The 20,798-nt window shown below is 75.9% G+C and carries 21 protein-coding genes and 1 pseudogene; 9 read left to right on the top strand and 13 right to left on the bottom strand.

Annotation, left to right across the window (positions count from 1 at the left end; translation table 11 throughout):
- Nucleotides 1–65: 65 nt before the first annotated feature.
- The 3 genes from thrS to AB0O09_RS10520 form a co-directional block, all read right to left on the bottom strand.
- Nucleotides 66–1,301 carry a threonine--tRNA ligase gene (gene thrS / locus AB0O09_RS10530; RefSeq protein WP_363541135.1) on the bottom strand — a complete coding sequence of 412 codons (1,236 nt, stop codon included), beginning with the start codon at nucleotides 1,299–1,301 and terminating at the stop codon, nucleotides 66–68.
- A gap of 213 nt (nucleotides 1,302–1,514) precedes the next feature.
- Nucleotides 1,515–2,354 carry an SDR family NAD(P)-dependent oxidoreductase gene (locus AB0O09_RS10525; RefSeq protein ID WP_344621525.1) on the bottom strand — a complete coding sequence of 280 codons (840 nt, stop codon included), beginning with the start codon at nucleotides 2,352–2,354 and terminating at the stop codon, nucleotides 1,515–1,517.
- Between the two features lie 58 nt (nucleotides 2,355–2,412).
- Nucleotides 2,413–3,006, bottom strand: coding sequence for a TetR/AcrR family transcriptional regulator (locus AB0O09_RS10520; RefSeq protein ID WP_030265162.1), 594 nt, complete (start codon nucleotides 3,004–3,006; stop codon nucleotides 2,413–2,415).
- Between the two features lie 152 nt (nucleotides 3,007–3,158).
- On the opposite strand from AB0O09_RS10520, the pseudogene AB0O09_RS10515 reads away from it, so the two are divergent.
- Nucleotides 3,159–3,461: pseudogene (locus tag AB0O09_RS10515) on the top strand (hypothetical protein); the annotation flags it as partial.
- Between the two features lie 23 nt (nucleotides 3,462–3,484).
- Here AB0O09_RS10515 and AB0O09_RS10510 read toward each other — a convergent pair.
- Together AB0O09_RS10510 and AB0O09_RS10505 are read right to left on the bottom strand one after the other, a co-directional pair.
- Entirely contained in the window at nucleotides 3,485–3,685 is a 201-nt protein-coding gene (locus AB0O09_RS10510; RefSeq protein ID WP_363541134.1) for a hypothetical protein, read from the bottom strand.
- 129 nt (nucleotides 3,686–3,814) lie between these two features.
- A complete protein-coding gene (locus AB0O09_RS10505) occupies nucleotides 3,815–4,567 on the bottom strand; it encodes a cobalt-precorrin-6A reductase (RefSeq protein WP_363541133.1) in 753 nt (250 codons plus the stop codon).
- Nucleotides 4,568–4,587: 20 nt separating this feature from the next.
- On the opposite strand from AB0O09_RS10505, the gene AB0O09_RS10500 reads away from it, so the two are divergent.
- Entirely contained in the window at nucleotides 4,588–5,718 is a 1,131-nt protein-coding gene (locus tag AB0O09_RS10500; protein WP_363541132.1) for a cobalt-precorrin-5B (C(1))-methyltransferase, read from the top strand.
- A gap of 10 nt (nucleotides 5,719–5,728) precedes the next feature.
- Here AB0O09_RS10500 and AB0O09_RS10495 read toward each other — a convergent pair whose 3' ends face one another.
- Genes AB0O09_RS10495 through AB0O09_RS10485 form a run of 3 tightly spaced genes read right to left on the bottom strand, consistent with a single transcriptional unit; the run spans nucleotide 5,729 to nucleotide 8,006 of the window.
- Entirely contained in the window at nucleotides 5,729–6,136 is a 408-nt protein-coding gene (locus AB0O09_RS10495) for a RidA family protein (protein WP_363541131.1), read from the bottom strand.
- Nucleotides 6,137–6,195: 59 nt separating this feature from the next.
- The gene (locus AB0O09_RS10490; protein WP_363541130.1) at nucleotides 6,196–6,939 is read right to left on the bottom strand and encodes an IclR family transcriptional regulator; all 744 of its coding nucleotides are present in this window, start codon (nucleotides 6,937–6,939) and stop codon (nucleotides 6,196–6,198) included.
- A complete protein-coding gene (locus AB0O09_RS10485) occupies nucleotides 6,936–8,006 on the bottom strand; it encodes a sugar kinase (RefSeq protein WP_363541129.1) in 1,071 nt (356 codons plus the stop codon). The genes AB0O09_RS10490 and AB0O09_RS10485 overlap by 4 nt, the downstream gene beginning before the upstream one ends.
- Nucleotides 8,007–8,148: 142 nt before the next feature.
- Here AB0O09_RS10485 and AB0O09_RS10480 point away from each other — a divergent pair, with 142 nt between their 5' ends.
- Both AB0O09_RS10480 and AB0O09_RS10475 read left to right on the top strand, forming a co-directional pair.
- A complete protein-coding gene (locus tag AB0O09_RS10480) occupies nucleotides 8,149–9,759 on the top strand; it encodes a D-aminoacylase (protein WP_363541128.1) in 1,611 nt (536 codons plus the stop codon).
- A 50-nt stretch (nucleotides 9,760–9,809) separates the two neighbouring features.
- Nucleotides 9,810–10,481: a bifunctional 4-hydroxy-2-oxoglutarate aldolase/2-dehydro-3-deoxy-phosphogluconate aldolase gene (locus AB0O09_RS10475; protein ID WP_363541126.1), complete on the top strand. Its 672-nt coding sequence runs from the start codon at nucleotides 9,810–9,812 to the stop codon at nucleotides 10,479–10,481.
- Between the two features lie 12 nt (nucleotides 10,482–10,493).
- Here AB0O09_RS10475 and cobM read toward each other — a convergent pair whose 3' ends face one another.
- The 4 genes from cobM to AB0O09_RS10455 form a co-directional block, all read right to left on the bottom strand.
- On the bottom strand, nucleotides 10,494–11,255 hold the full coding sequence (gene cobM, locus AB0O09_RS10470; RefSeq protein ID WP_363541125.1) for a precorrin-4 C(11)-methyltransferase: 762 nt from the start codon (nucleotides 11,253–11,255) through the stop codon (nucleotides 10,494–10,496).
- Nucleotides 11,252–12,502 (bottom strand): precorrin-6y C5,15-methyltransferase (decarboxylating) subunit CbiE, encoded by a 1,251-nt coding sequence (gene cbiE / locus AB0O09_RS10465; protein ID WP_363541124.1) that lies wholly within the window; start codon nucleotides 12,500–12,502, stop codon nucleotides 11,252–11,254. Before cbiE ends, cobM begins: the two co-directional genes overlap by 4 nt.
- A 140-nt stretch (nucleotides 12,503–12,642) precedes the next feature.
- Nucleotides 12,643–14,016 (bottom strand): ABC transporter substrate-binding protein, encoded by a 1,374-nt coding sequence (locus AB0O09_RS10460; RefSeq protein ID WP_363541123.1) that lies wholly within the window; start codon nucleotides 14,014–14,016, stop codon nucleotides 12,643–12,645.
- A complete protein-coding gene (locus AB0O09_RS10455; RefSeq protein ID WP_363541122.1) occupies nucleotides 14,007–14,621 on the bottom strand; it encodes a hypothetical protein in 615 nt (204 codons plus the stop codon). Before AB0O09_RS10455 ends, AB0O09_RS10460 begins: the two co-directional genes overlap by 10 nt.
- Before the next feature lie 215 nt (nucleotides 14,622–14,836).
- On the opposite strand from AB0O09_RS10455, the gene AB0O09_RS10450 reads away from it, so the two are divergent.
- The 5 genes from AB0O09_RS10450 to AB0O09_RS10430 all read left to right on the top strand — a co-directional run bounded on the left by AB0O09_RS10450 (nucleotide 14,837) and on the right by AB0O09_RS10430 (nucleotide 19,243).
- Nucleotides 14,837–15,367, top strand: a complete 531-nt coding sequence (locus AB0O09_RS10450) for a hypothetical protein (RefSeq protein ID WP_363541121.1) — start codon at nucleotides 14,837–14,839, stop codon at nucleotides 15,365–15,367.
- The gene (locus tag AB0O09_RS10445) at nucleotides 15,364–17,277 is read left to right on the top strand and encodes an ABC transporter permease (protein ID WP_363541120.1); all 1,914 of its coding nucleotides are present in this window, start codon (nucleotides 15,364–15,366) and stop codon (nucleotides 17,275–17,277) included. The genes AB0O09_RS10450 and AB0O09_RS10445 overlap by 4 nt, the downstream gene beginning before the upstream one ends.
- A gap of 202 nt (nucleotides 17,278–17,479) precedes the next feature.
- On the top strand, nucleotides 17,480–18,265 hold the full coding sequence (locus AB0O09_RS10440; protein WP_363541119.1) for an ABC transporter ATP-binding protein: 786 nt from the start codon (nucleotides 17,480–17,482) through the stop codon (nucleotides 18,263–18,265).
- Nucleotides 18,262–18,930 carry an ATP-binding cassette domain-containing protein gene (locus tag AB0O09_RS10435; protein WP_363541117.1) on the top strand — a complete coding sequence of 223 codons (669 nt, stop codon included), beginning with the start codon at nucleotides 18,262–18,264 and terminating at the stop codon, nucleotides 18,928–18,930. Before AB0O09_RS10440 ends, AB0O09_RS10435 begins: the two co-directional genes overlap by 4 nt.
- 43 nt (nucleotides 18,931–18,973) lie before the next feature.
- Nucleotides 18,974–19,243 carry a hypothetical protein gene (locus AB0O09_RS10430; RefSeq protein WP_344621543.1) on the top strand — a complete coding sequence of 90 codons (270 nt, stop codon included), beginning with the start codon at nucleotides 18,974–18,976 and terminating at the stop codon, nucleotides 19,241–19,243.
- A 42-nt stretch (nucleotides 19,244–19,285) separates the two neighbouring features.
- On the opposite strand, the gene AB0O09_RS10425 is transcribed toward AB0O09_RS10430, so the two are convergent.
- Nucleotides 19,286–20,776, bottom strand: coding sequence for a carboxyl transferase domain-containing protein (locus tag AB0O09_RS10425; protein ID WP_363541116.1), 1,491 nt, complete (start codon nucleotides 20,774–20,776; stop codon nucleotides 19,286–19,288).
- Nucleotides 20,777–20,798: the final 22 nt, after the last annotated feature.

Raw genomic sequence — 20,798 nt, 5'->3', positions numbered from 1 at the left:
GGGGCGCGTGGGGTGCCCCCACGCGCCCCTGAATCGACCACCCGAGCGCCCTTTGAAAACAGCTCCTAGTGGTGATCGACGTGCGCCTCGGAGGGCCGGGCCTCGGTCCCGATCAGCTGCAGCGCCCGGGCCTCCGGTAGCGGCCCCATCCGCCGTCCGTCCCGCAGGCGGAGCGACACCAGCCCGTCGGCGGCTTCGGCCGCGCCGATGACGGCCTGGTACGGCACCAGCCGCCCGGCCCGTACCCGGGCCGCGAGGGTGCCCGCCTGCGGGTCGGCGAGTTCGGCCCGCAGGCCCTGCCGGAGGGCCAGGTGCACGAGGGCCTCGGCCTGCTGCCGCTGCTCCTCGGCGACCGGCTGCACCAGCAGTTGGACGGGCGCCAGCCAGGCGGGGAAGGCGCCCTGGTGCACCTCGATCAGGTGGGCCACCGCCCGTTCCACACTGCCGATCACCGCCCGGTGCACCATCACCGGCCGGTGCCGGGCGCCGTCCGGTCCGGTGTAGCCGAGGTCGAACCGGTCGGGCTGGTGGAAGTCGACCTGCACGGTGGAGAGGGTGGACTCGCGTCCGGCCCGGTCGACCACCTGGACGTCGATCTTGGGCCCGTAGAACGCGGCCTCGCCCACCTCCTCCTCGTAGGGCACCCCGGCCTCGTCCAGGGCCTCGGCGAGCAGCCGGCCGGCGCGCTGCCACATCTCGGGGTCGGCGACGTACTTGCCGCCCTCGGCGGGCAGCGAGAGCCGGTGCCGGGCCGGTTCGATGCCGAGCGCCCGGTACGCGCCGTGGATCAGCGCCAGCGCCGACCGGACCTCCTCGGCGACCTGGTCGGGCCGGCAGAAGATGTGCGCGTCGTTCAGCTGGATCGACCTGACCCGGGTCAGCCCGCCGAGCACTCCCGACATCTCGGAGCGGAACATACCGCCGAGTTCGGCCAGCCGCAGCGGCAGGTCGCGGTGGCTGCGCGGCCGGGCGCGGAAGATCACCGCGTGGTGCGGGCAGAGGCTGGGCCGCAGCACCACCTCCTCGCCGCCGAGCCGCATGGGCGGGAACATGTCCTCGCTGTAGTGCGCCCAGTGGCCGGAGATCTCGTACAGCTCGCGTTTGCCGAGGACGGGCGAGTGGACGTGCCGGTAGCCGGCCAGCCGTTCCACCTCGCGGACGTACTCCTCCAGTGCGTGCCGCACCGCGGCGCCGTCCGGCAGCCAGTAGGGCAGGCCGGCCCCGATCAGCCGGTCGGTGTCGAAGAGGTCCAGCTCGCGGCCGAGCCGGCGGTGGTCCTTGTGGTCGGTGCTCTCGTGCACGACGGTCTCCCTCGGTGATGCCGGGACGGGTGACCGGGCACGGCACGAAGCCCCGGGGCACTCGCCCCGGGGCTTCGGACAGCAGGTGTCAGCGCGCCGGGACCCTCTCCGGCGTCGTGGTCGCGGCAGCGCGCTGGTGCTTCATGCCGCCGAGGCTAGCGCGGCGGACGGGCGAGGGGCACCCGGTTTTCCGCGCAGGCGGCCGTCGGGCCGTCAGCCCGCCTTCGGCAGCGGGAAGGAGGCCCGCATGACGGCGTCGAAGGCGGCGTCCGGCAGCAGCCGCTTGGCGATCATCGTGCCGCGGGCCATCGCCCCGATCGCGTACCGGGCCCGCGGCCGGCGCACCGTCGCCGCCCGGACGATCACCTTGGTGGCGGCCTCGGCCGTCACGGCGCCGCTGCGCCGGGTGAACGCCTTGTTGGCGTACATGTCGGCGAGCGCCGTGGTGAACGAGCCGTACGGGCCGGAGCCGTCCGGCATGGTGGCGACCGCGGTGCCGCCGAAGCCGGTGATGGTCGGGCCCGGCTGGACGACGACCACGTCGACGCCGAAGGGGGCGACCTCCAGCCGCAGCGAGTCGCTGATCGCCTCCACCGCGTGCTTGGTGGCGTGGTAGAAGGCGCCGCCGGGTGGCGAGAACCGGCCGCCCATCGAGGAGATGTTGACGATCCGTCCGCGGCCGGCCCGCCGCATGCCGGGCAGCACCAGCTGGGCCATCCGGACGAGGCCGAAGACGTTGGTGTCGAACTGGGTGCGGACCTCCTCCGGGGAGGCCAGTTCGACCGGCTGGTGCAGCCCGTACGCGGCGTTGTTGATCAGGACGTCGACGTGGCCGTGCAGCTCCTCGACGCGGGCCACCGCGGCCGTCATCGACCGTTCGTCGGTGACGTCCAGGGCGAGCGTGGTGATGCCGAGGCCGGCCAGGTCGGCGAGGGCCTCGGGACGGCGGGCGGTGGCGACCACGCGGTGGCCGAGCCGGTGCAGGGCGAGGGCGGCCTCGCGGCCCATGCCGGTGGAGCATCCGGTGATCAGGACGGTCTGCGGGGCGGTCATCGGGGGACCTGCCTTTCCGGGAGGGGGAGTGGCGTGCGGGGGAGGGGGGCGGGGGCGGTCAGGGGGCGGGACGGTGCAGCAGGGCCCAGACGCACTCCTCGGCGGCGGCGAGGTCCGCGGGGGCCATCGCGCCGAGGCCGTCCGTGCGGTGCAGCTTGACCAGGCCGGTGAAGGCGCCGACGGCGAGCGCCACCAGCTGGGCGGCGTCCCCGTCGCGGATCTCGCCGGCCCGCTGGCCGCGCTCGATGAAGTCGGCGGCGATCCGGTCGATCTCGGCGGCCAGCGCCAGGCTGTCCGGCGCCAGGAAGGTGTCGTGCTGTTGGTGCTCCAGGAAGACGAACGCCTCCGGGCGGGCCCCGGCGTACCGGGTGAAGCCCCGCCAGAAGCGGCCGAACTCCTCGCGGACGGTGCCGGCCGGGCCGCCCTCGGCCATCGCCGCGGCCAGCTCGTCGAGTAGGGCCCGCTTGGCGTGCTGGAAGGCCGCGTTGCCGAGCGCCTCCTTGCTGGGGAAGTACCGGTAGATGCTGCCCACGCCCACTCCGGCGCGCTGGGCCACGGCGGGCATCTGGGTGCCCTCGTAGGTGCGCTCGGCGAAGAGGGCGACAGCGGCGTCGATGAGCCGCTCGGCGAGGTCGGGCTTGCGCGGGGTCACGGAATGAATATTCATTCCGGATAGGTGCCGCTGTCAAGGCCGCCCTGGACCGGGGCACGGCGAGGCTCGACGACGAGGCCGGCGCACTGCTCCGGGAGTACTCCGACCTGCCGCTGCTCACCTGCGGCGACGCCTACCGGGCACGGTCCCACCAGAGCGTGAAGACTTCCGCCAACGTCCCGGCTGCCGACCAGGGCGTCGACGCAGGCAAGAAGATCGCCGGACGTAAGTGCCGCATCGGCGTCGACACCCCCGGCCTGCTGCTCGTCGTCCGGGTAACCGCCGCCAGCTTGTCCGACAACGCCGGCGGCACCGAGATTCTGAGCAGCATCGCCGCCTCGCTCGCGACCACGAGACCCCACCCGCATCGATCAGAAGCCATGGCTCACGTCGCGATGACCGACCTGAGGAGCCGCCGACTCACCGAGGAATCCACCCCGAACCGGCGCGATTGAACTGATGGTCCAGTATCACCGCGTCACCGCGGGTTCCCGGCGTTCAGCTGCAAGGCCGCAAAGCGTTGGCCCTGCAGGTCGACGCACTCGTGGACACCAGGCCTGGGCGTTCCGGCGAACTCGCGCATCAGCATGATCGCCTGAACATCGCGCCCAGCATCGATGAGCCGATCGACCTCGACCTGGCCCTCGGCCGAGATCCTGTCCCACAGAGAGTTCTTCACGTCCGCATTGAACCGTCCCGGTGGCCTGCGGGCCCGGCAGTTGTCACTCCGGCCCCGCGCAAGTCGCGCCTTGGCGGCCATCAGGGCTCAACGGGGAACCAAACACTACCTACAGGACAGAACGCTCAGTCAGGAGGACCGACCCGCCGCCAGGGCGGTCAGCCAGTCCACGGCGCCCTGCACCCCGTCGGTGACCGGGACGCCGGAGGGCGTCTCGGGCCGGCGGACGACCACCACGGGCAGGCCGAGCTCGCGGGCCGCGGTGAGCTTGGGCGCGGTGGCCGCGCCGCCGCTGTCCTTGGTGACCAGCACGTCGATGTCGTACTCGCGCAGCACCCGGCGCTCCCCGTCCAGGGTGAACGGGCCGCGGTCGAGCAGCACCTCCAGCCGGGGCGGCAGCGGCCGGTCCGGCGGGTCCACCGACCGGGCCAGGAAGAAGGTGTCCTTCAGGTGCGCGAAGGCGGCCATGCCCTGCCGCCCGGTGGTGAGGAACACCCGGCGGCCGAGCCCCGGCAGGGCGTCCGCCGCCTCGGCCAGCGAGTCCACCCGGTGCCAGTCGTCGCCGTCGACCGGGACCCAGCCGGGACGCCGCAGGACGAGCAGGGGAACATGGACCGCGGCGGCCGCGGTGGCCGCGCTCCGGCTGATCTTCTCGGCGAAGGGATGGGTGGCGTCGATGACCGCGTCCGCCTGCTCGGCCCGCAGCCAGTCGGCCAGCCCGACCGAGCCGCCGAAACCGCCGATCCGCACCTCGCCCGCCGGCAGCCGCGGCTCCGCGACCCGGCCGGCCAGCGAGCTGGTCACCCGCAGCGCGGGATCCTCGGCGAGGACGGCGGCGAGACGGCGGGCCTCGGTGGTGCCGCCGAGGATCAGGACGTGCATCGGAACTCCAGGAGGCGGACGTGGCTGAGGCGGGCGGTCGGGCGGCGCAGCTGAAGAGTAGCGGGCTGCGGCACGGCTGGACGACGGGCGCGTGCGCCACGGCGGCCACCGCCGCCGCGTACACCGCCCTGCTCACCGGGGAGTTCCCCGACCCGGTGGAGATCGTCCTGCCGAAGGGCCAGCGGCCCGCGTTCGCCCTGGCGGCGGAGGAAGTGACGGCCGGACGGGCGATGGCGGGGGTGGTGAAGGACGCCGGTGACGACCCGGACGTCACCCACGGCGCGCTGATCCGCTCCACCGTCACCGCGGGCGCCCCGGGCAGCGGCGTGGTCTTCCGGGCCGGCCCCGGCGTCGGCACCGTCACCAAGGCCGGTCTGCCGCTGCCGGTCGGCGAGCCGGCGATCAACCCGGTGCCGCGGCAGATGATCCGGGACACCGTCGCCGAGGTCGCCGCCCGGCACGGCGGCAGCGGGGACGTGGTGGTGGAGATCTCCGTCGACCACGGCGAGGAGATCGCCCGCTCCACCTGGAACCCGCGGCTCGGCATCCTCGGGGGCCTGTCGATCCTCGGCACCACCGGCATCGTGGTGCCCTACTCCTGCTCGGCGTGGATCGACTCGATCCGCCGCGGGGTGGACGTCGCCCGGGCGGCCGGCCGCACCCACGTCGCCGGGTGCACCGGCTCGACCTCGGAGAAGGTCGCCGTCGCGGTGCACGACCTGCCGGAGGACGCGCTGCTGGACATGGGCGACTTCGCGGGTGCGGTGCTCAAGTACCTCAAGCGCCACCCGGTGCCCCGGCTGACCGTGGCCGGCGGCTTCGCCAAGCTGTCCAAGCTGGCGGCCGGCCACCTCGACCTGCACTCGGCCCGCTCGCAGGTCGACAAGGGCTACCTGGCGGAGCTGGCCCGCCGCGGCGGCGCCTCGCCGGAGCTGGCCGCGGCGGTCGCCGCCGCCAACACCGGCCTGGAGGCGGTGCAGTTGTGCGCGGCGGCCGGGGTGCCGCTGGGCGACCTGGTGGCCGAGGCGGCCCGGGCGACCGCGCTCGGCGTGCTCGCCCCGGCCCCGGTGGCGGTGGACGTGATCTGCATCGACCGGGCCGGCACGATCGTCGGCCGGGCCGAGCCGCTGGGCCCGGCCGTCCGCCGGTGACGGGCGCCGCTCAGCCGATGACGGCCTGCGCGTCGATCTCCACCAGCATCGGCTCCTGCGGCAGTTCGACCATCACGGTCGTCCGGCAGGGCTTCACCCCGCCCGGGGCGATGTTCTCCTCGATGAAGGCGGCGTAGGCCGCGTTCATCTCCGCGAAGTCCGAACGCTTCGTCAGGTAGACGCGGAACATCACCACGTCCTCGACGGTGCCGCCGCCCGCCTCGACGATCGCCTTGACGTTCTCCAGCGTCCGCCGGGTCTGCGCCCGCACGTCCCCGGGGTACAGGTACTCCCCGGTCGCCGGGTCCTGCGGGCCCTGGCCGGAGACCTGCAGGATCGGGCCCTTGCGCACCCCCTGGGAGAACATCCAGGCGGGCGCGGGGGCGCCGTCCGTGCGGACCTCGGTCTTCTCGGTCATGCGGTGTGCTTCCTCTCGCGGGGTCGGACTCGTCGAGGATCGGAGGGGATCGGAAGGGATCAGACGGGGGCGCCCGCGTCGGCGGAGATCGCCCGGGCCGTGGCCAGCAGCTGCGGCAGCAACTCCAGCACCTGCTCGTACGGCAGCACCACGTCCGGCACCGAGACCGACGCGGCGGCGACGACCCGCCCGGAGACGTCCCGGACGGGCGCGGCCACGCAGTTGATGAACGGCTCGTGCTCGGCGTGGTCCTGCGCCCAGCCCTGGGCGGCGACCTGCTCCAGTTCGGCGAGCAGCTGCCTCGGCCCGGCGATCGTGTTCGCCGTGTGCGGGGTGTACTCGATCGCGGCGGCCACCTTGCGGCGCTCGGCCGGCGGCAGGTCGGCCAGCAGCACCTTCGCCACGGCGGTGCAGTGCAGCGAGGCCCGCAGCCCGATCCGGGAGTACATCCGCACCGGCTGCCGGGAGTCGTACTTGTCGATGTAGACCGCCTCGCCGCCCTCGTACGCGGCCAGGTGCACCGTCTGGCCGGTCGCCGCGTTCAGCTCGGCGAGGTGCGGCGCGGCGGTGCGGCGGATGCCGCGCTGCTCCAGGGCCAGGCTCGACAGCGCGAACAGGCCGGCCCCGAGGTGGTAGCGGTGGTTGGCGTCGCGGTGGACGAACCGGCCCTCCTCCAGGCTCTGCAGCAGCCGCAGCACGGTGGTCTTGTGCACCCCGAGGGCCTGCGCCAGCTGGTCGAGGGAGCGTTCGCCCTCGCCGAGTTCGGCGAGCAGGCGCAGGGCGCGGGTGACGGTCTGGCTCATGGGGTGGGTGCTCCGAGGTGCGCGGCCGGTCGGGTGAGTACCGGGGACACGATGCCATCCGCGGTCACCCGGGTCGCCGCCCAGTCCCCGGCCGGGGCGTCGAGCAGCGCCGCGACCACGCCGGGCGCGGGCAGCCGGCCGCGGTCGCCGCGGGCGGTCAGGGCGCAGGCCGCGGCGAGGTGGCCGAGCCGCAGCCGGCGGCGGCCGTCCAGGCCGCGGTGCAGGCCGGCCAGGTAGCCGGCGGCGAAGGCGTCGCCGGCACCGGTGGGCTCGACCACCTCGACGGCGAGCGCCGGCTCGGCGACGGCGGCGCCCGAGCGGTCCAGAGCGGTGACCCGGTGGCCGGCGTCCTTGACGACGACGGTCGCGGGGGTGGGGAAGGCGGCCCGCAGCGCGGCCGGGTCTCCGGTGCCGAGGGCTTCGGCGGCCTCGTCCGTGCCCAGCAGCAGGACGTCGGCGGCGTCCAGCAGTTCGGGCAGCACCGCCGGGTCGCGGCCGTGCCAGAGCGCGGGGCGCCAGTTCAGGTCGAGGGAGACCAGGCGGCCGGGCCGCTGGTCGGCGAGCAGCGCACGGACGAGTGCCAGGCAGTCGTCGGAGAGCGCCGCGGTGATGCCGGTCAGGTGCAGCAGCCGGGCGCCGGCCAGCAGCCGGGCGGCGGCCGGGTCGGCCAGCAGTGCGGGGGAGAGCGCCGAGGCGGCGGAGCCCGTCCGGTAGTAGTGCAGTCGGCTGCGGCCCGGGCCGAGGTCGTGCGGCAGCGCCGAACCGCCGGTCTCCTTGACGTAGAGGCCGGTGCGGCGGTGCGGGTCCACCGCGACGGCCGAGACGTCCACCCCGCAGGCGGCCAGATCGGCGGTGACCATGCGCCCGAACCCGTCGTCGCCGACCCGGCCGATCCAGGCCGCCGGTACACCCAGCGCGGCCAGCGCGCACGCCGTGTTGGACTCCGCGCCGCCCACCGCCGGCCGGAAGCCGCCCGCGGCCTCCAGCGGGCCCGCGGCGTCCGGCAGCAGCACCGCCATCGACTCGCCCAGGCACACGGCCCACGGGCCGGGCGACCGCTCCGCCATCCGCCGCACTCCCTTTGCCCGCGCGCCCCTCGGGCGCGCCCGTCTCGTTGACCGCGCTTCGGCGTGAATGTTAGAACCGTCGTGGCACTATCCGCAACGCTTGTTGCGAATAACGCAACTTTGCAGGTGAGGAGTGGTCTGGATGGCCGATCTGGTGATCCGCGGCGCCACCGTCGTGGACGGCACCGGCGCCCCGCGCCGCCGCGCGGACGTCACCGTCACCGCCGGCCTGATCGACACCGTCGGCGCCCCCGGCGAGCACCTCACCGCCCGCCGCGCGCTCGACGCGGACGGCCTCGTCCTCGCCCCCGGCTTCGTCGACATGCACACCCACTCCGACCTGCGCCTGCTCGTCGAACCCGGCCACCCCTCCCGGATCACCCAGGGCGTCACCTGTGAGGTCCTCGGCCAGGACGGCCTCTCCTACGCACCCGTCGACGACACCACCCTGCCCGCCCTGCGCCGCCAACTCGCCGGCTGGAACGGCGACCCCGAGGGCTTCGACTGGAACTGGCGCACCGTCGGCGAGTACCTCGACCGGCTCGACACCGGTACCGCCGTCAACACCTGCTACCTGGTGCCGCACGGCACCGTCCGGATGCTCGCCATGGGCTGGGACGACCGCCCGCCGACCGCGGCCGAACTCGACCGGATGCGCGCCCTGGTGGCCGACGGCCTCGCCGAGGGCGCGGTCGGCCTGTCCAGCGGGCTCAGCTACCCGCCCGGCATGTACGCCGGGACGGCCGAACTCACCGCGCTCTGCGAGGTGGTGGCCGCCGCCGGCGGATTCCACGCCCCGCACCAGCGCTCCTACGGCGCCGGCGCGCTGGAGGGCTACGCCGAGATGATCGCGATCGCCCGCGCCTCCGGCTGCCCGCTGCACCTCACCCACGCGACCATGAACTTCGAGGTCAACCGGGGCCGGGCCGGCGAACTCCTCGCCCTGGTCGACGCGGCCCTCGCCGAGGGCCTCGACATCACCCTCGACAGCTACCCCTACCTCCCCGGCTCCACCACCCTCGCCGCGCTGCTGCCCGGCTGGGCCGCCGCCGGCGGACCGGACGCGACCCTCGCCCGGCTCGGCGACCCGGCCGCCCGCGAGCGCATCCGCACCGCCCTGGAGGAGACCGGCAGCGACGGCTGCCACGGCGTCACCGCCGACTGGCACACCGTGCAGATCTCCGGCGTCGGCGACCCGGCCCTCGCCGCCCTGGTCGGCCGCACCGTCGCCGAGGTCGCCGCCGCGGACGGCACCACCGGCACCGGGGCCTTCCTCGACCTGCTGCGCCGCGACCGCCTCGCCACCACGATCCTCCAGCACGTCGGCGACGAGGCGAACGTCCGCGCCGTGATGCGGCACCCCGCGCACACCGTCGGCAGCGACGGCCTGCTCGTCGGCGACCGGCCGCACCCCCGGGCCTGGGGCACCTTCGCCCGCTACCTCGGCCACTACGGCCGGGACGAGGGCGTGCTCACCCTGGAGGAGGCGATCGCCCGGATGACCGGCCGCCCGGCCCGCCGCCTCCGGCTCCACCGCCGCGGCCTCGTCCGCCCCGGCCACCACGCCGACCTGGTGCTGCTCGACCCGGCGACCGTCCGCGACACCGCCACCTTCGACCATCCGCGCGGACCCGCCGCCGGCATCGCCCACGTCCGGGTCAACGGCACCGCCGTCCTGGACGACGGCCGTCCCACCGGAGCGCTGCCCGGCCGCACCCTGCGCCGTACCGCCGACGGCACCCGCGCCCGGTGAACCGCCGGGTACGGCACGCCTGCCCGCCCGAACCGAGGAGCCCGAATCCCGTGACCGCACCCACCGCCACCGCCCCCGGTGCCGCCGCCGCAGCCGCCGCCCTGCGGGCCGCGCTCGCCGCCGAGCGGGTGATCGCCGTGGTCCGCGCGCCGCGGATCCCGGACGCCGCCGAACTGTGCGCGGCACTGGCCGCCGGGGGCATCGACCGGGTCGAACTCACCTTCACCACACCGGAGGTGACGGCACACCTACGGCACGCGGCCGGGGCCGGGCACCGGGTCGGGGTCGGTACGGTGCTGACCGCCGAGCAGGCCGAACGCGCGGTGGACGCCGGTGCGGGCTTCCTGGTCACCCCGGGGTGCCGCCCCGAGGTCGCCGCCTCGGCCGGGCGGGCCGGTGTCCCGGTCGTGCTCGGCGCGCTCACCCCGACCGAGGTGGCGCAGGCCGTCGACCTGGGCGCCGCCGCGGTCAAGGTCTTCCCGGCCCGCGTCTTCGGCCCCGGCTACTTCGCCGATCTGCGCGGCCCCTACCCCGACGTCCCGCTGGTCGCCTCCGGCGGCGTCGACACGGGCAACGCCGCCGCCTTCCTCGACCACGGCGCCCTCGCGGTCTGCGCCGGCTCCGGGGTCGTCCCCGCGGCCGCCGTCGCCGCCGCCGACTGGCCGGAGATCACCCGACGGGCCCGGGCCTTCACGGCGGCGCTGGCGGCATCCGCCGGGTGACGAGGCCGGAGGTCAGGCGCTGCAGGGCTCGTGCGGCCGCTCGCGCTCGGAGGAGTAGAGGTGGCTGTCGCGGAACTGCTCGGCACCGAGGGTCCGGCCGACCAGGATGACGGCCGTCCGCAGCACACCGGCGGCCTTCACCTGCTCGGCGATGTCGCCGAGGGTGCCGCGCAGCACGAGCTCGTCGGGGCGGCTGGCCATGGCGACGACGGCGGCCGGGCAGTCGGCGCCGTAGTGCGGCAGCAGCTCCTCGACCACGCTGTCGACGTAGCGGGCGGCGAGGTGCAGCACCAGCAGGGCGCCGCTGCGGCCGAGGGTGGCGAGGTCCTCGCCCTCGGGCATCGGGGTGGCCTGCCGGGAGACCCGGGTGAGGATGACGGTCTGACCGACCGTCGGCACGGTCAGTTCCCGCTTGAGCGCGGCCGCCGCGGCGGCGAAGGCGGGCACGCCCGGCACCACCTCGTACGGGATGCCGAGCGCGTCGAGGCGCCGCATCTGCTCGGCGACGGCGCTGAACACCGAGGGGTCGCCGGAGTGCAGCCGGGCCACGTCCCGGCCCTCCTCGTGGGCGCGGGCGATCTCGGCGACGATCCGGTCGAGGTCCAGGTTCGCGGTGTCCACCAGCCGTGCGTCCGGCGGGCATTCGGCGAGCAGTTCGCGCGGTACCAGGCTGCCCGCGTACAGGCACACCCCGCAGGCGGCCAGCGTGCGCTGCCCGCGGACGGTGATCAGGTCGGCGGCACCGGGGCCGGCCCCGATGAAGTAGACGGTCACTGCTCCTCCTCCACGCCGGCCCGGCCGGCCTCGGACGTCTTGACGGCCGACCACTGGGTGACCGGCATGGCCTGCCGCCAGCCGGTGAACCCGCCGACCGGTACGGCGTGCGCGACCGCCAGCTTCACCAGCTCCCCGCCGTGCCGGCGGTACCACTCGGTGAGCAGTGCCTCGGACTCCAGCGTGACGGTGTTGGCGACCAGCCGGCCGCCCGCGGGCAGCGCGTCCCAGCAGGCCTGCAGCAGGCCGGGCGCGGTCAGCCCGCCGCCGATGAACACGGCGTCCGGCACCGGCAGTCCGGCCAGCGCGTCGGGCGCCCGGCCGGTGACCACCTCCAGCCGCGGCACGCCGAGCGCATCGGCGTTGCGCCGGATCCGGTCGGCCCGGACGGCGTCCCGCTCCACGCTGACGGCCCGGCAGCTGCGGTGCGCCCGCAGCCACTCGACGGCGATCGAGCCGGAGCCGCCGCCGACGTCCCAGAGCAGTTCGCCGGCGGCGGGCGCGAGCGCGGCGAGCGTCGCGGCCCGGACGTGGCGCTTGGTCAGCTGGCCGTCGTGCTCGTACGCGTCGTCCGGCAGCCCGGGGACGAGCTGCGCCCGCGGGCCCGCGCACTCCACGGCGACGATGTTCAGCGGATCGGCGGCCGGGTGCGGCCAGTCGGCGGCGGTGCCGTCGAGGACGCGCTCGCGGCCGCCGCCGAGCTGTTCGAGCACCCGTAGCCGACTGGCGCCGAAGCCGCGTCCGGTGAGCAGCGCGGCGACCTCGGCGGGGGTGCCGGCGCCGGCGCTGAGCACCAGCAGCCGCCGCCCGTCGGACAGTGCGGCGTTGAGGTTCGCCAGCGGGCGGCCGACCGCGCTGACCACCTCGGTGTCCTCCTGCGGCCAACCGAGGCGCGCGCAGGCGTAGGCGACGGAGGAGGGGTGCGGCAGCACGTGCAGCCGCTCGGCGCCGACCGTCTCGGCGAGGGCTCGGCCGATGCCGTGGAACATCGGGTCGCCGCTGGCGAGGACGCACAGCCGCCGGTCGCCGTGCTCGGCGAGCAGACCGGGTACGGCGGGCCGCAGCGGGCTCGGCCAGGCCACCCGGGCGGCGGTGACCTCCGGCGGCAGCAGCTCCAGCTGGCGCGGCCCGCCGAGGACGGTCGCGGCGCCGAGCAGAGCCTCCCGGGCGGCGGGCGCGAGGCCGTCCCAGCCGTCCGCACCGACCCCGACGACGGTGATCACGGACGCGGGCACGGCGGTGGCCAAGGGGACTCCTTGCAGCTCGGACGGGGCAGCGGCAGCCTACCGGCCGCTCCCCGCCCCGTCGCCGGCCGAAGGCCGAACCCGCCCACGATCACCTGCGACGTTCGCCACACCGCGGCGCGCTCCGGCCGTCCCACCACCCCTCAGGGCCGGTACGGCAGCTGCGGGACGTCGTAGCAGTTGGCGGCCATGTCGGGCACCTGGGTGACCCAGCCGCCGTGCCCGTCCCGGGCGGAGTCCTCCCAGCGGGCGGCGTTGAGGCAGGCCCTGAGCAGCCCGGTCGGCCGCGGGGTCGGGACGAAGCCGGCCGGCAGCAGCAGGCCGTGCGCGTCGTAGGGGGTGCTGCGGTTCATGAAGTCCTCGACGCAGCCGCGGGTGAGGTCGGCGCCGCAGGAGTCCATCGCGTCGGTGAGCCACTGCGCCCCGGCCCAGCCCTCCAACTCCCAGGCGGAGAGCAGTCCTTCGCGCTCCGGGTAGTACCTGGCCATGGCATTGCGGAAGGCCTGCACGGCCGGTTGGCGGGTGTCCTCGTAGTTCTGGCTGGAGGAGGTCGCCCACAGCACCGACCGGCAGCCGGGGGAGTCCTTGTAGTCGGTGCCGACGGTCGCCGTCCAGTTCTGCACGTTGGTGACCTTGGCTTTGAGGTGCACCCCGGCGGCGTCCAGGGCCTGGCAGAGCCCGGCGTTGCCGCGGGTGTCCATGGCGTCGAAGAGCAGCTCGGTGCCGTCGGCCTTCATCGCCGCGGCGACCGCCTGGAAGCCGGGCAGCGCCAGGTCGACGGTCTGGTCGAGCACCCGGTACCCCTCGGCCTTCAGCGCTTCGGTCAACTGCCGGGCGTAGCGGGCCGAGTCGGCCTGGTCGTAGGCGACCACGGCGGCGCTGCGGGCGCCGAGCTTCTCCTTGAAGAACCGGTACACCTCGGTGCTCTGGTAGAGGACGCCGTCCCAGCCGACCGAGCGGCCGTCCCGCGGGGCGCTGCTGCCGTAGACGCCGTACAGGTGCGGCCACCGGTCGTAGGCGGTGCCGATCGGCTGGCCGCCGACGTCCGGCACGCCCTTGGCGCTGACGTAGGGGGCTCCCGCGTAGACCAGGACGCTGCCGGAGACCAGGGCGAAGACCTTCTCCTTGTCGATCATCCGGTGGACGCAGTCCTGGTTGCCGATGCCGCTGCCGCCGTCGTCGCAGGTGACGACCTGCACCGTCCGGCCGTGCACGCCGCCGGCGTCGTTCAGGGCCTTGAAGAAGGCGAGGGCGCCGAAGCGCGGCCCGGCGAAGGTCTCCGAGCCGACGGGGCTGGTGAGCGAGGTGATGATGCCGATCTTGACGCTGCGGGCGTCGGCGCCGGTGTCGGTGGTCCGGTCGGCTGTGCCGCCCGCCGGAGGTGTGCCGAAGGCGCTCTCCGGCAGGCGGCTGCCGCAGCCGGCGACGGTCAGCAGCAGCGCGGCCGAGGCCGCGAGCAGGGCGGTGCGGGCGGCCGCGGCGTGCCGGGCCGCCCGTCGGAGCCCGGTCAGCTGCATCCCGGGATCGCGCTGCCGCCGGCCTGGGCGACCAGCCCGCACAGGGTGCTGGTGGACACCTTCCAGGTGCCGTTGTCCAGCACGGCCTGTCCGCTCGCGGCCGGTTCGACCGTCTGGCCCTGCAGCGTCAGCGTGTACGTCACGGTCGCGGCCGAGTCCGAGGTGAACTGGACGTCGGTCACCGTGGCCTTGACCTGGCCGACCCGCGGGTCGTTGGCGAAGCCCTGCAGGGCCGGCTGGAGCGCCTCGCCGTTCTGCAGCAGCGCGGCCCGGTCGGCGATCGGCGTGGCCGGGTCGAAGAACTTCTCCCAGTTGGTCTTGATCTGCGCCTTGGCGGCCTCCGCGTCGGCCGGTGCGGAGCCGCCGCCCGTCGGCGACGCGGCCGCCGAGGTCGTGGTGGCCGGTGCCGTGGGGGAGGGCGAGGAGGAACCGGAGGAACTGCTGCTGCTGCAGGCCGCCGCGAACAGCAGGGCCAGGACGGCCAGCACCGCCGCCGCGAGCCGGGCGGCCGCGCCGACGGGACGGGACGAGGGGGTACGGCCGTCCGGGTGGGTGGCGGGGCCGGGGCCGGCCTCGTGGATCGACTCGCCAGGGTTGTTGCGCATGGGTTGCTCACCGCGTTCTTCCCGACCGCCGGGCCGCCCTCCCGCCGGTGGCCCCGGTCGCTCGTGTCGTGGCTGCTCTGGGTCGGTGTCTCGGTCCGTGCTGCGGCACCGGATGCCGCAAGTGACACTATGAAGGCCGATCGGCGGACGAACCGCAAGAGGAGCTGACAGAACAGTAGAATACCGAGAAATCTGGACAGTACGGAGAAATCTGGATGAACCGGATTCCCCGGCCCAGCGCCGCAGGGCTGCTGCGGGCCCTGCGCGAATGGCCCGGCTGGTTCACGCTCGCCGCCGGCGCGGTGCTCTGCGTGCTCGGCTGGTACGGCGTCTCCGGGGAGGAGCTCGCGGCCCGTCAGCTGCCGTACATCGCCTCGGCCACCGCCCCCGGCGCCGCCCTGATCGTCGCGGGCGCCGTCCTCATCGCCGTCCGCCGCGGCCCCGGCCCCGGCGAGCCCGCGGACCGGCGGCTCGACCAGCTCTACGCGCTGCTGGTCACCGAGGCCCCCGCCGCCGCGGCCGACGAGGGCGAGAGCGGCCCGCCGGTCGGCCTCCCCGACGGCACCCTCTACCACCGCCGGGACTGCCCGCTCGTCGCCGGCAAGACCGGTGCCGAACCGCTGGACGCCCGAGCCGTGCGGGAACGCGGACTCAGCCCCTGCCCGGTCTGCGACCCCGGGCCGCCCGAGGCCCCCGGACCGGCGGCCGACCCCGGACCCGCCGAGCCCGGGCCGCCGGCCGGGTGAGCGACAGCCTCGGCCTGACCGCCGACCTCGCCCTCGCCGGCCTCTCCGTCGGCAGCGCCGCCGCGCTCAGCGGCGTCGGCCTGGTCGTCACCCACCGCGCCACCGGGGTGCTCAACCTCGCCCAGGGCGCCCAGGCCGTCGCCACCGCCTACCTGCTGCGCGAACTCGTCGTCGTCCGCGGCTGGCCGCTCTTCCCCGCGGCCGCCTTCTGCCTGCTGGTCGCCGCCCCCGCCTTCGGCGTCCTGCTCGACGCCGCCGTCTTCCGCCCGCTGCAGCGCCGCGGCGCCGGAGCCGGCGAGACGATGGTCGCCGGCATCGGCGTCTTCGTGCTGCTGATCGGCACCGTCATCCTGCTCTGGGGAACCGCCCCCTTCGCCGACGCCCCCGCGCTCGTCCGGCCCGAGCACCTCGCCGACCTCGGCGGCCACGTCCTGCGCCTGGACACCGCCGTCCAACTGGCCGTCCTGTTCGCGGTGGCCGGCGGCGTCGGCCTCGTCACCCGCCACACCGCCTTCGGCACCCGGCTGCGCGCCGTCGTCGACAACCGCGCACTCGCCGGACTCGCCGGGATCGACGCCGACCGGATCTCCGCCACCGGCTGGGCCTTCGGCTCCTTCACCGCCGGACTGGTCGGCATCCTGCTCGCCCCCTCCCTGCTGCTCGACCCCTACGGCCTGCCGCTGCTCGTCATGGAGACCATGGCCGTCGCCGTCGCCGCCCGGCTGCGCAGCCTGCCCGTGGCGGTCGTCACCGGCCTTGCCCTGGGCGTCGCGCAGAGCGAACTCACCCGGCTGCGCCCGGCCGGCCAACTCCTGCCGCTCGCCCAGGCCGTGCAGGCCAACCTGTTCACCGTCGCGCTGCTCGTCGCGGCCCTGCTGCCCTGGCGCGGCGCGGTGGACGACACCGGCCTCGCCCCGGCCGGCGCGCCCCGGATCGAGCGCGGCTCGGCCGCCGTCAAGGCCGTCTGCACCGTCCTCCTGCTGCTGCCGCTCGGCTTCCGCAACGACGACCTGCGGCACGCCCTCGCCGTACCCGCGCTTGCCCTGGTGCTGCTCTCCGTCGTGGTCGTCACCGGCTACGGCGGACAGGTCTCCCTCGGCCAGGCCGGGTACGCCGGCCTCGGCGGGCTCGGGACGGCCCTGCTGATGTCCGGCCGGGTACCCGGACTGCCGCCGATGCCCGCCGTCCCCGCGCTGCTGCTGGCCGTCGCCGTCACCGTGCCGCTCGGCCTGCTCACCGGACGGCCCGCGATCCGCCGCCGCGGCCTCGCCCTCGCCCTGGTCACCTTCGCCGTCGGCACCGCGCTCAGCCGGCTCGTCTTCAACCAGCCGTACGCCACCACCGGGCTCGTCGTCGACCGCCCCGAGTTCCTCGCCGGAGACGGCGCCTTCTACACCGCCGAGCTGGTGCTGCTCGGCCTCGGTCTGCTGCTGGTCCGCAACCTGCACCGCGGCCGGCTCGGCCGGGCCCTCACCGCGATGCGCGACCACCAGGCCGGAGCCTCGGCCGCCGGGGTGGACGTGCCCCGGCTGAAACTCCTGGTCTTCATGGCCGGCGCCGGACTCGCCGCCCTCGGCGGCGGACTGCTGACGCTCGCCGGACGCGCCTTCTCCGCCGCCGCCTTCGACCCGATCCAGGGCCTGCTCTGGTTCGCGACCGTGGTGGTGGCCGGGGCCGACAGCGCCGTCGGCGCGGTCCTCGCCGCCGCCCTGCTGATCGGCCTCGACACGGGCACCGTCCCCGGCATCTCCGCGGTCGTGGTCGGCGGCCTCGCCACCGCCCTCGGCCGCATGCCAGGCGGCCTCGCCGGCGTCGCCCGCCGCCTCGCCGCCCGCCCCACCCCCGCCCCACCCCGCCTCACCCCCCTCGGCCGATCCCTCCGCCACCACCTCACGGACCCCCCGAAATGACCCCGCCCCCGCCGAGTCCGCCACCCCCGCCGAGTCCGCCACCCCCGCAGGGACGCGGGGACCTGCGTGCAGCGGAAGGCACTGACCCGCACCCGACCCCGTCCAGCAAGTTGCACCCCGAGGGGCGCGGGGAACCGTGCGCAGCGGGAGGGCACAACCCTCACCCGACCCGTTCCAGCCACCTGCACCGCCGGACCCCACGATGAGCGCAGCCGTTGCCCCCGTCACCCCCGGCCTCACCGCCCGCGGCCTCGTCCGCCGCTTCGGCGGCATCGCCGCGGTCGACGGCGTCGACCTGGACGTCCCGCCCGGTCGGATCACCGCCCTGGTGGGCCCGAACGGCGCCGGCAAGAGCACGCTGTTCGACTGCCTGAGCGGCGTCGCCCGCCCGGACGCCGGCCGCGTCCTGCTGGCCGGCCGCGACGTCACCCGGCTGCCGGACCACGCCCGGGCCCGTCTCGGCCTCGCCCGCACCTTCCAGCAGATCGCCGTCTTCCCCGGCCTGACGGTCGGCGAGAACACCCGTCTCGGCGCCGAGCAGGGCCGTGGCGGCACCGTCCGCGGTCTGCTGGGCCTGCCCGCCCCCGGGGCCCCCGCGGCCCGTGAGGCCACCGACCGGGCGCTGCGGCTGTTCGGCCTGGACGCCGTCCGGGACTGGCCGGCGGACCGGCTGCCGACCGGTGCGCTGCGCCTGCTGGAGCTGGCCCGTGCGCTGGCCGCGTCCCCCCGGGTGCTGCTGCTGGACGAGCCGGCCGCCGGTCTCGACCTGGCGCAGACGGCCCGGCTCGGCTCGGTGCTGCGGGCGCTCGCCGCCGAGGGGGTGGCGCTGCTGCTGGTGGAGCACGACGTCGAACTGGTCGCCCGGCTCGCCGACACGGTCTGCGTGATGGCCCGGGGGAGGGTCCTGCTGAACGGGCCGACCGCCGAGGTCCTGGCCGACCCGCGGGTGGCGGGGGCGTGGGGCGAGGCCGCGGGGGCGGAGCCGTGACCGTCGAGGCGGAGCTGCGCGGGGTCCGCGTCCGGTACGGGCTGCTGGAGGCCCTGCACGGGGTGGACCTGGCCTGCCCGGCCGGCCGGGTGACGGTGCTGCTCGGCCGCAACGGTGCCGGACGGACGACCGCCCTGCACGCCCTCGCCGGCGTGGTCCGGCCGGCCGCGGGGCGGGTGCTCTGGGCGGGCCGGGACGTCACCGCCCTCTCGGCGTTCCGCCGGGCCCGCCGGGGCCTCGCCCTGGTCCCGGCCGATCGGGCGGTCTTCCCGTCCCTCACCGTCGCGGAGAACCTCGGGCAGCACGCGGGCGAGGACACGGCGGCCGTCGAGGAGTGGTTCCCCGAGCTGGGCCCGTTGCTGACCCGGCGGGCGGGCACCCTCTCGGGCGGGCAGCAGCAGATGGTGGCGCTCGGCCGGGCGCTGCTGGGCCGTCCGAGGCTGCTGCTGCTGGACGAGCCGGACCGGGGCCTGGCCCCGGCGGTGGCGGCCCGGCTGCACCGGCTGCTGCTGGAGTCCGCGGCCGACGGCGGCACGGTGGTGCTGGCCGCCCGGTCGCTGCCGGCGACGCTGGCGGGGGCCGGCGTGGTGCACGTGCTGCGGCGGGGGCGGGTGGTGTTCAGCGGCGAGCCGGGCGAGCTGCTGTCCGGTCCGATCGGCGGATAAGCTGACCCGGAGACAGGACGTGTCTCGACGACGGGGGTTGACGATGGGAATCCTGGACGGCATAGGCCGACTGCTGGCGGACGCGGAGCTCTCCGACCTGGCGGGCGAGCTGGAGGCGCTCGCCAACGAGGTGAGCAAGATCGCCCAGGAGCTGGAGCGGGCCCGCCACTCGGTGCACTGGACGGGCGCCGCCGCGGACGCCTTCCAGGCGCACGCCGAGAAGCGGATCAAGGACCTGCACGGCGTGGTCGGCGAACTCGAGGGCGCGGCCTCCGCCTCCAAGGCGGTCGCCGCCGTCGGCGGCCTGCTCTGACGCGGCTCTGAGCCCCCGGCTCCGCCCTCGGCCCGCCCGCCCTCAGCCCTCCCGCCGGTCGCCCAGCCGCCGGTTCCGGGCCGCCCGGGCCGCGAGCCGCTGCTCGACGGGCAGCCCGGCCAGCGATCCGAGCGCCAGCGCGACGGCCCGCCCGATCCGCGCACCGAAGGGGACGGGCTCGTCGGCCGCGTCCGGGTGCTCCGAGACGACCTCGTCGACCAGGCCGACCGCGGCCAGGTCGTAGGCGCCGATCCCCTGGGCCCGGGCCAGTTCCGCGGCGTGCTCACCGTCCCGGTGGACGATCGCCGAGGCGCCCTCGGGCGGCAGCGGGGCGAGCCAGGCGTGCTCCGCCGCGATCACCCGGTCCGCGGGCAGCAGCGCGAGCGCTCCGCCGCCGGAGCCCTGGCCGAGCAGCACCGCGAGCACCGGGGTGCGCAGTGCGGTGAGCGTGCTGAGGCAGTGCGCGATCTCGACGGCGATCCCGTCGAGTTCGGCCTGCACGGAGAGTTCGGCGCCGGCGGTGTCGACGACCGTGACCAGCGGCAGCCCCAGCTGCTGGGCGGTGCGCGCGGTGCGCCGGACGGACCGCAGGTCGGCCGCGGTGAACGGGCGGTCGCCGCCGCGCTGCTGCCCGACCACCACGGCCGGGCTGCCGCCGAACACGGCGAGCGCCCGCAGCAGCGCGCCGCCCTCGCCGCCGGGGGCGCCCAGCGGGACGTACTCGTCGGCGGCGGCGTCCAGCAGCTCGCGGGCGCCGGGCCGGTCCGGGCGACGGGTCCGGCGGACGGAGTCCCAGGCGTCCGCCGTGACGCCGGTGGGTGGCCCGCTCGGCGGCTGGGGCTGCGGGACGGGCGCGGCGCCCAGCACGGACAGCACCCGCAGCAGGTGGCCGCGCAGCTCCTGCGGCGGCAGCACGGCGTCGACCAGGCCGCGGGCGGCCAGCGTCTCGGACCGCTGCACCCCGGGCGGCAGCCGGACCCCGCGCAGCTCCTCGTAGACCCGCGGGCCGAGGAAGCCGAGCCGGGCGCCGGGTTCGGCGGCGACGACGTGGCCGAGCGTGCCCCAGGAGGCGAACACCCCGCCCATGGTGGGGTTGCGCAGGTAGGTGAGGTACGGCAGGCCGGCGGCCTGGTGGGCCTGGACGGCCGCGGTGACCCGGACCATGCAGAGGAAGGCGGCCGAGCCCTCCTGCATCCGGGTCCCGCCGGAGACCGGCAGGGCGAGCACGGGGAGGCGTTCGGCGGTGGCGCGCTCCACCGCGCGGGTGATCCGTTCGGCGGTGGCCACACCGATCGAGCCGCCGAGGAAGCCGAATTCGGATGCGATCAGCGCCACCGGCACCCCGTCGACCAGGGCCAGGCCGGTGGTGACGGCTTCGTCCAGGCCGGTGCGGGCGGCCGCCTTCGCCAGGGACGCGGTGTACGCGTCGTCGGCGCCCGGGTGCACCGCCGGTTCGTCCCAGCACCGGAAGCCGCCGGGGTCGGCCAGCATCCCGATCAGTTCGCCCGCGCTCGGACCCCGTTCCTCGCCCACGCCGCGCACCCCCCGTGTCGTG

Source organism: Kitasatospora sp. NPDC093679 (genome assembly GCF_040683455.1).
GTDB classification, from domain to species: Bacteria; Actinomycetota; Actinomycetes; order Streptomycetales; family Streptomycetaceae; genus Kitasatospora; species Kitasatospora arboriphila.
This window is presented reverse-complemented; position numbering and strand designations above follow the sequence as displayed.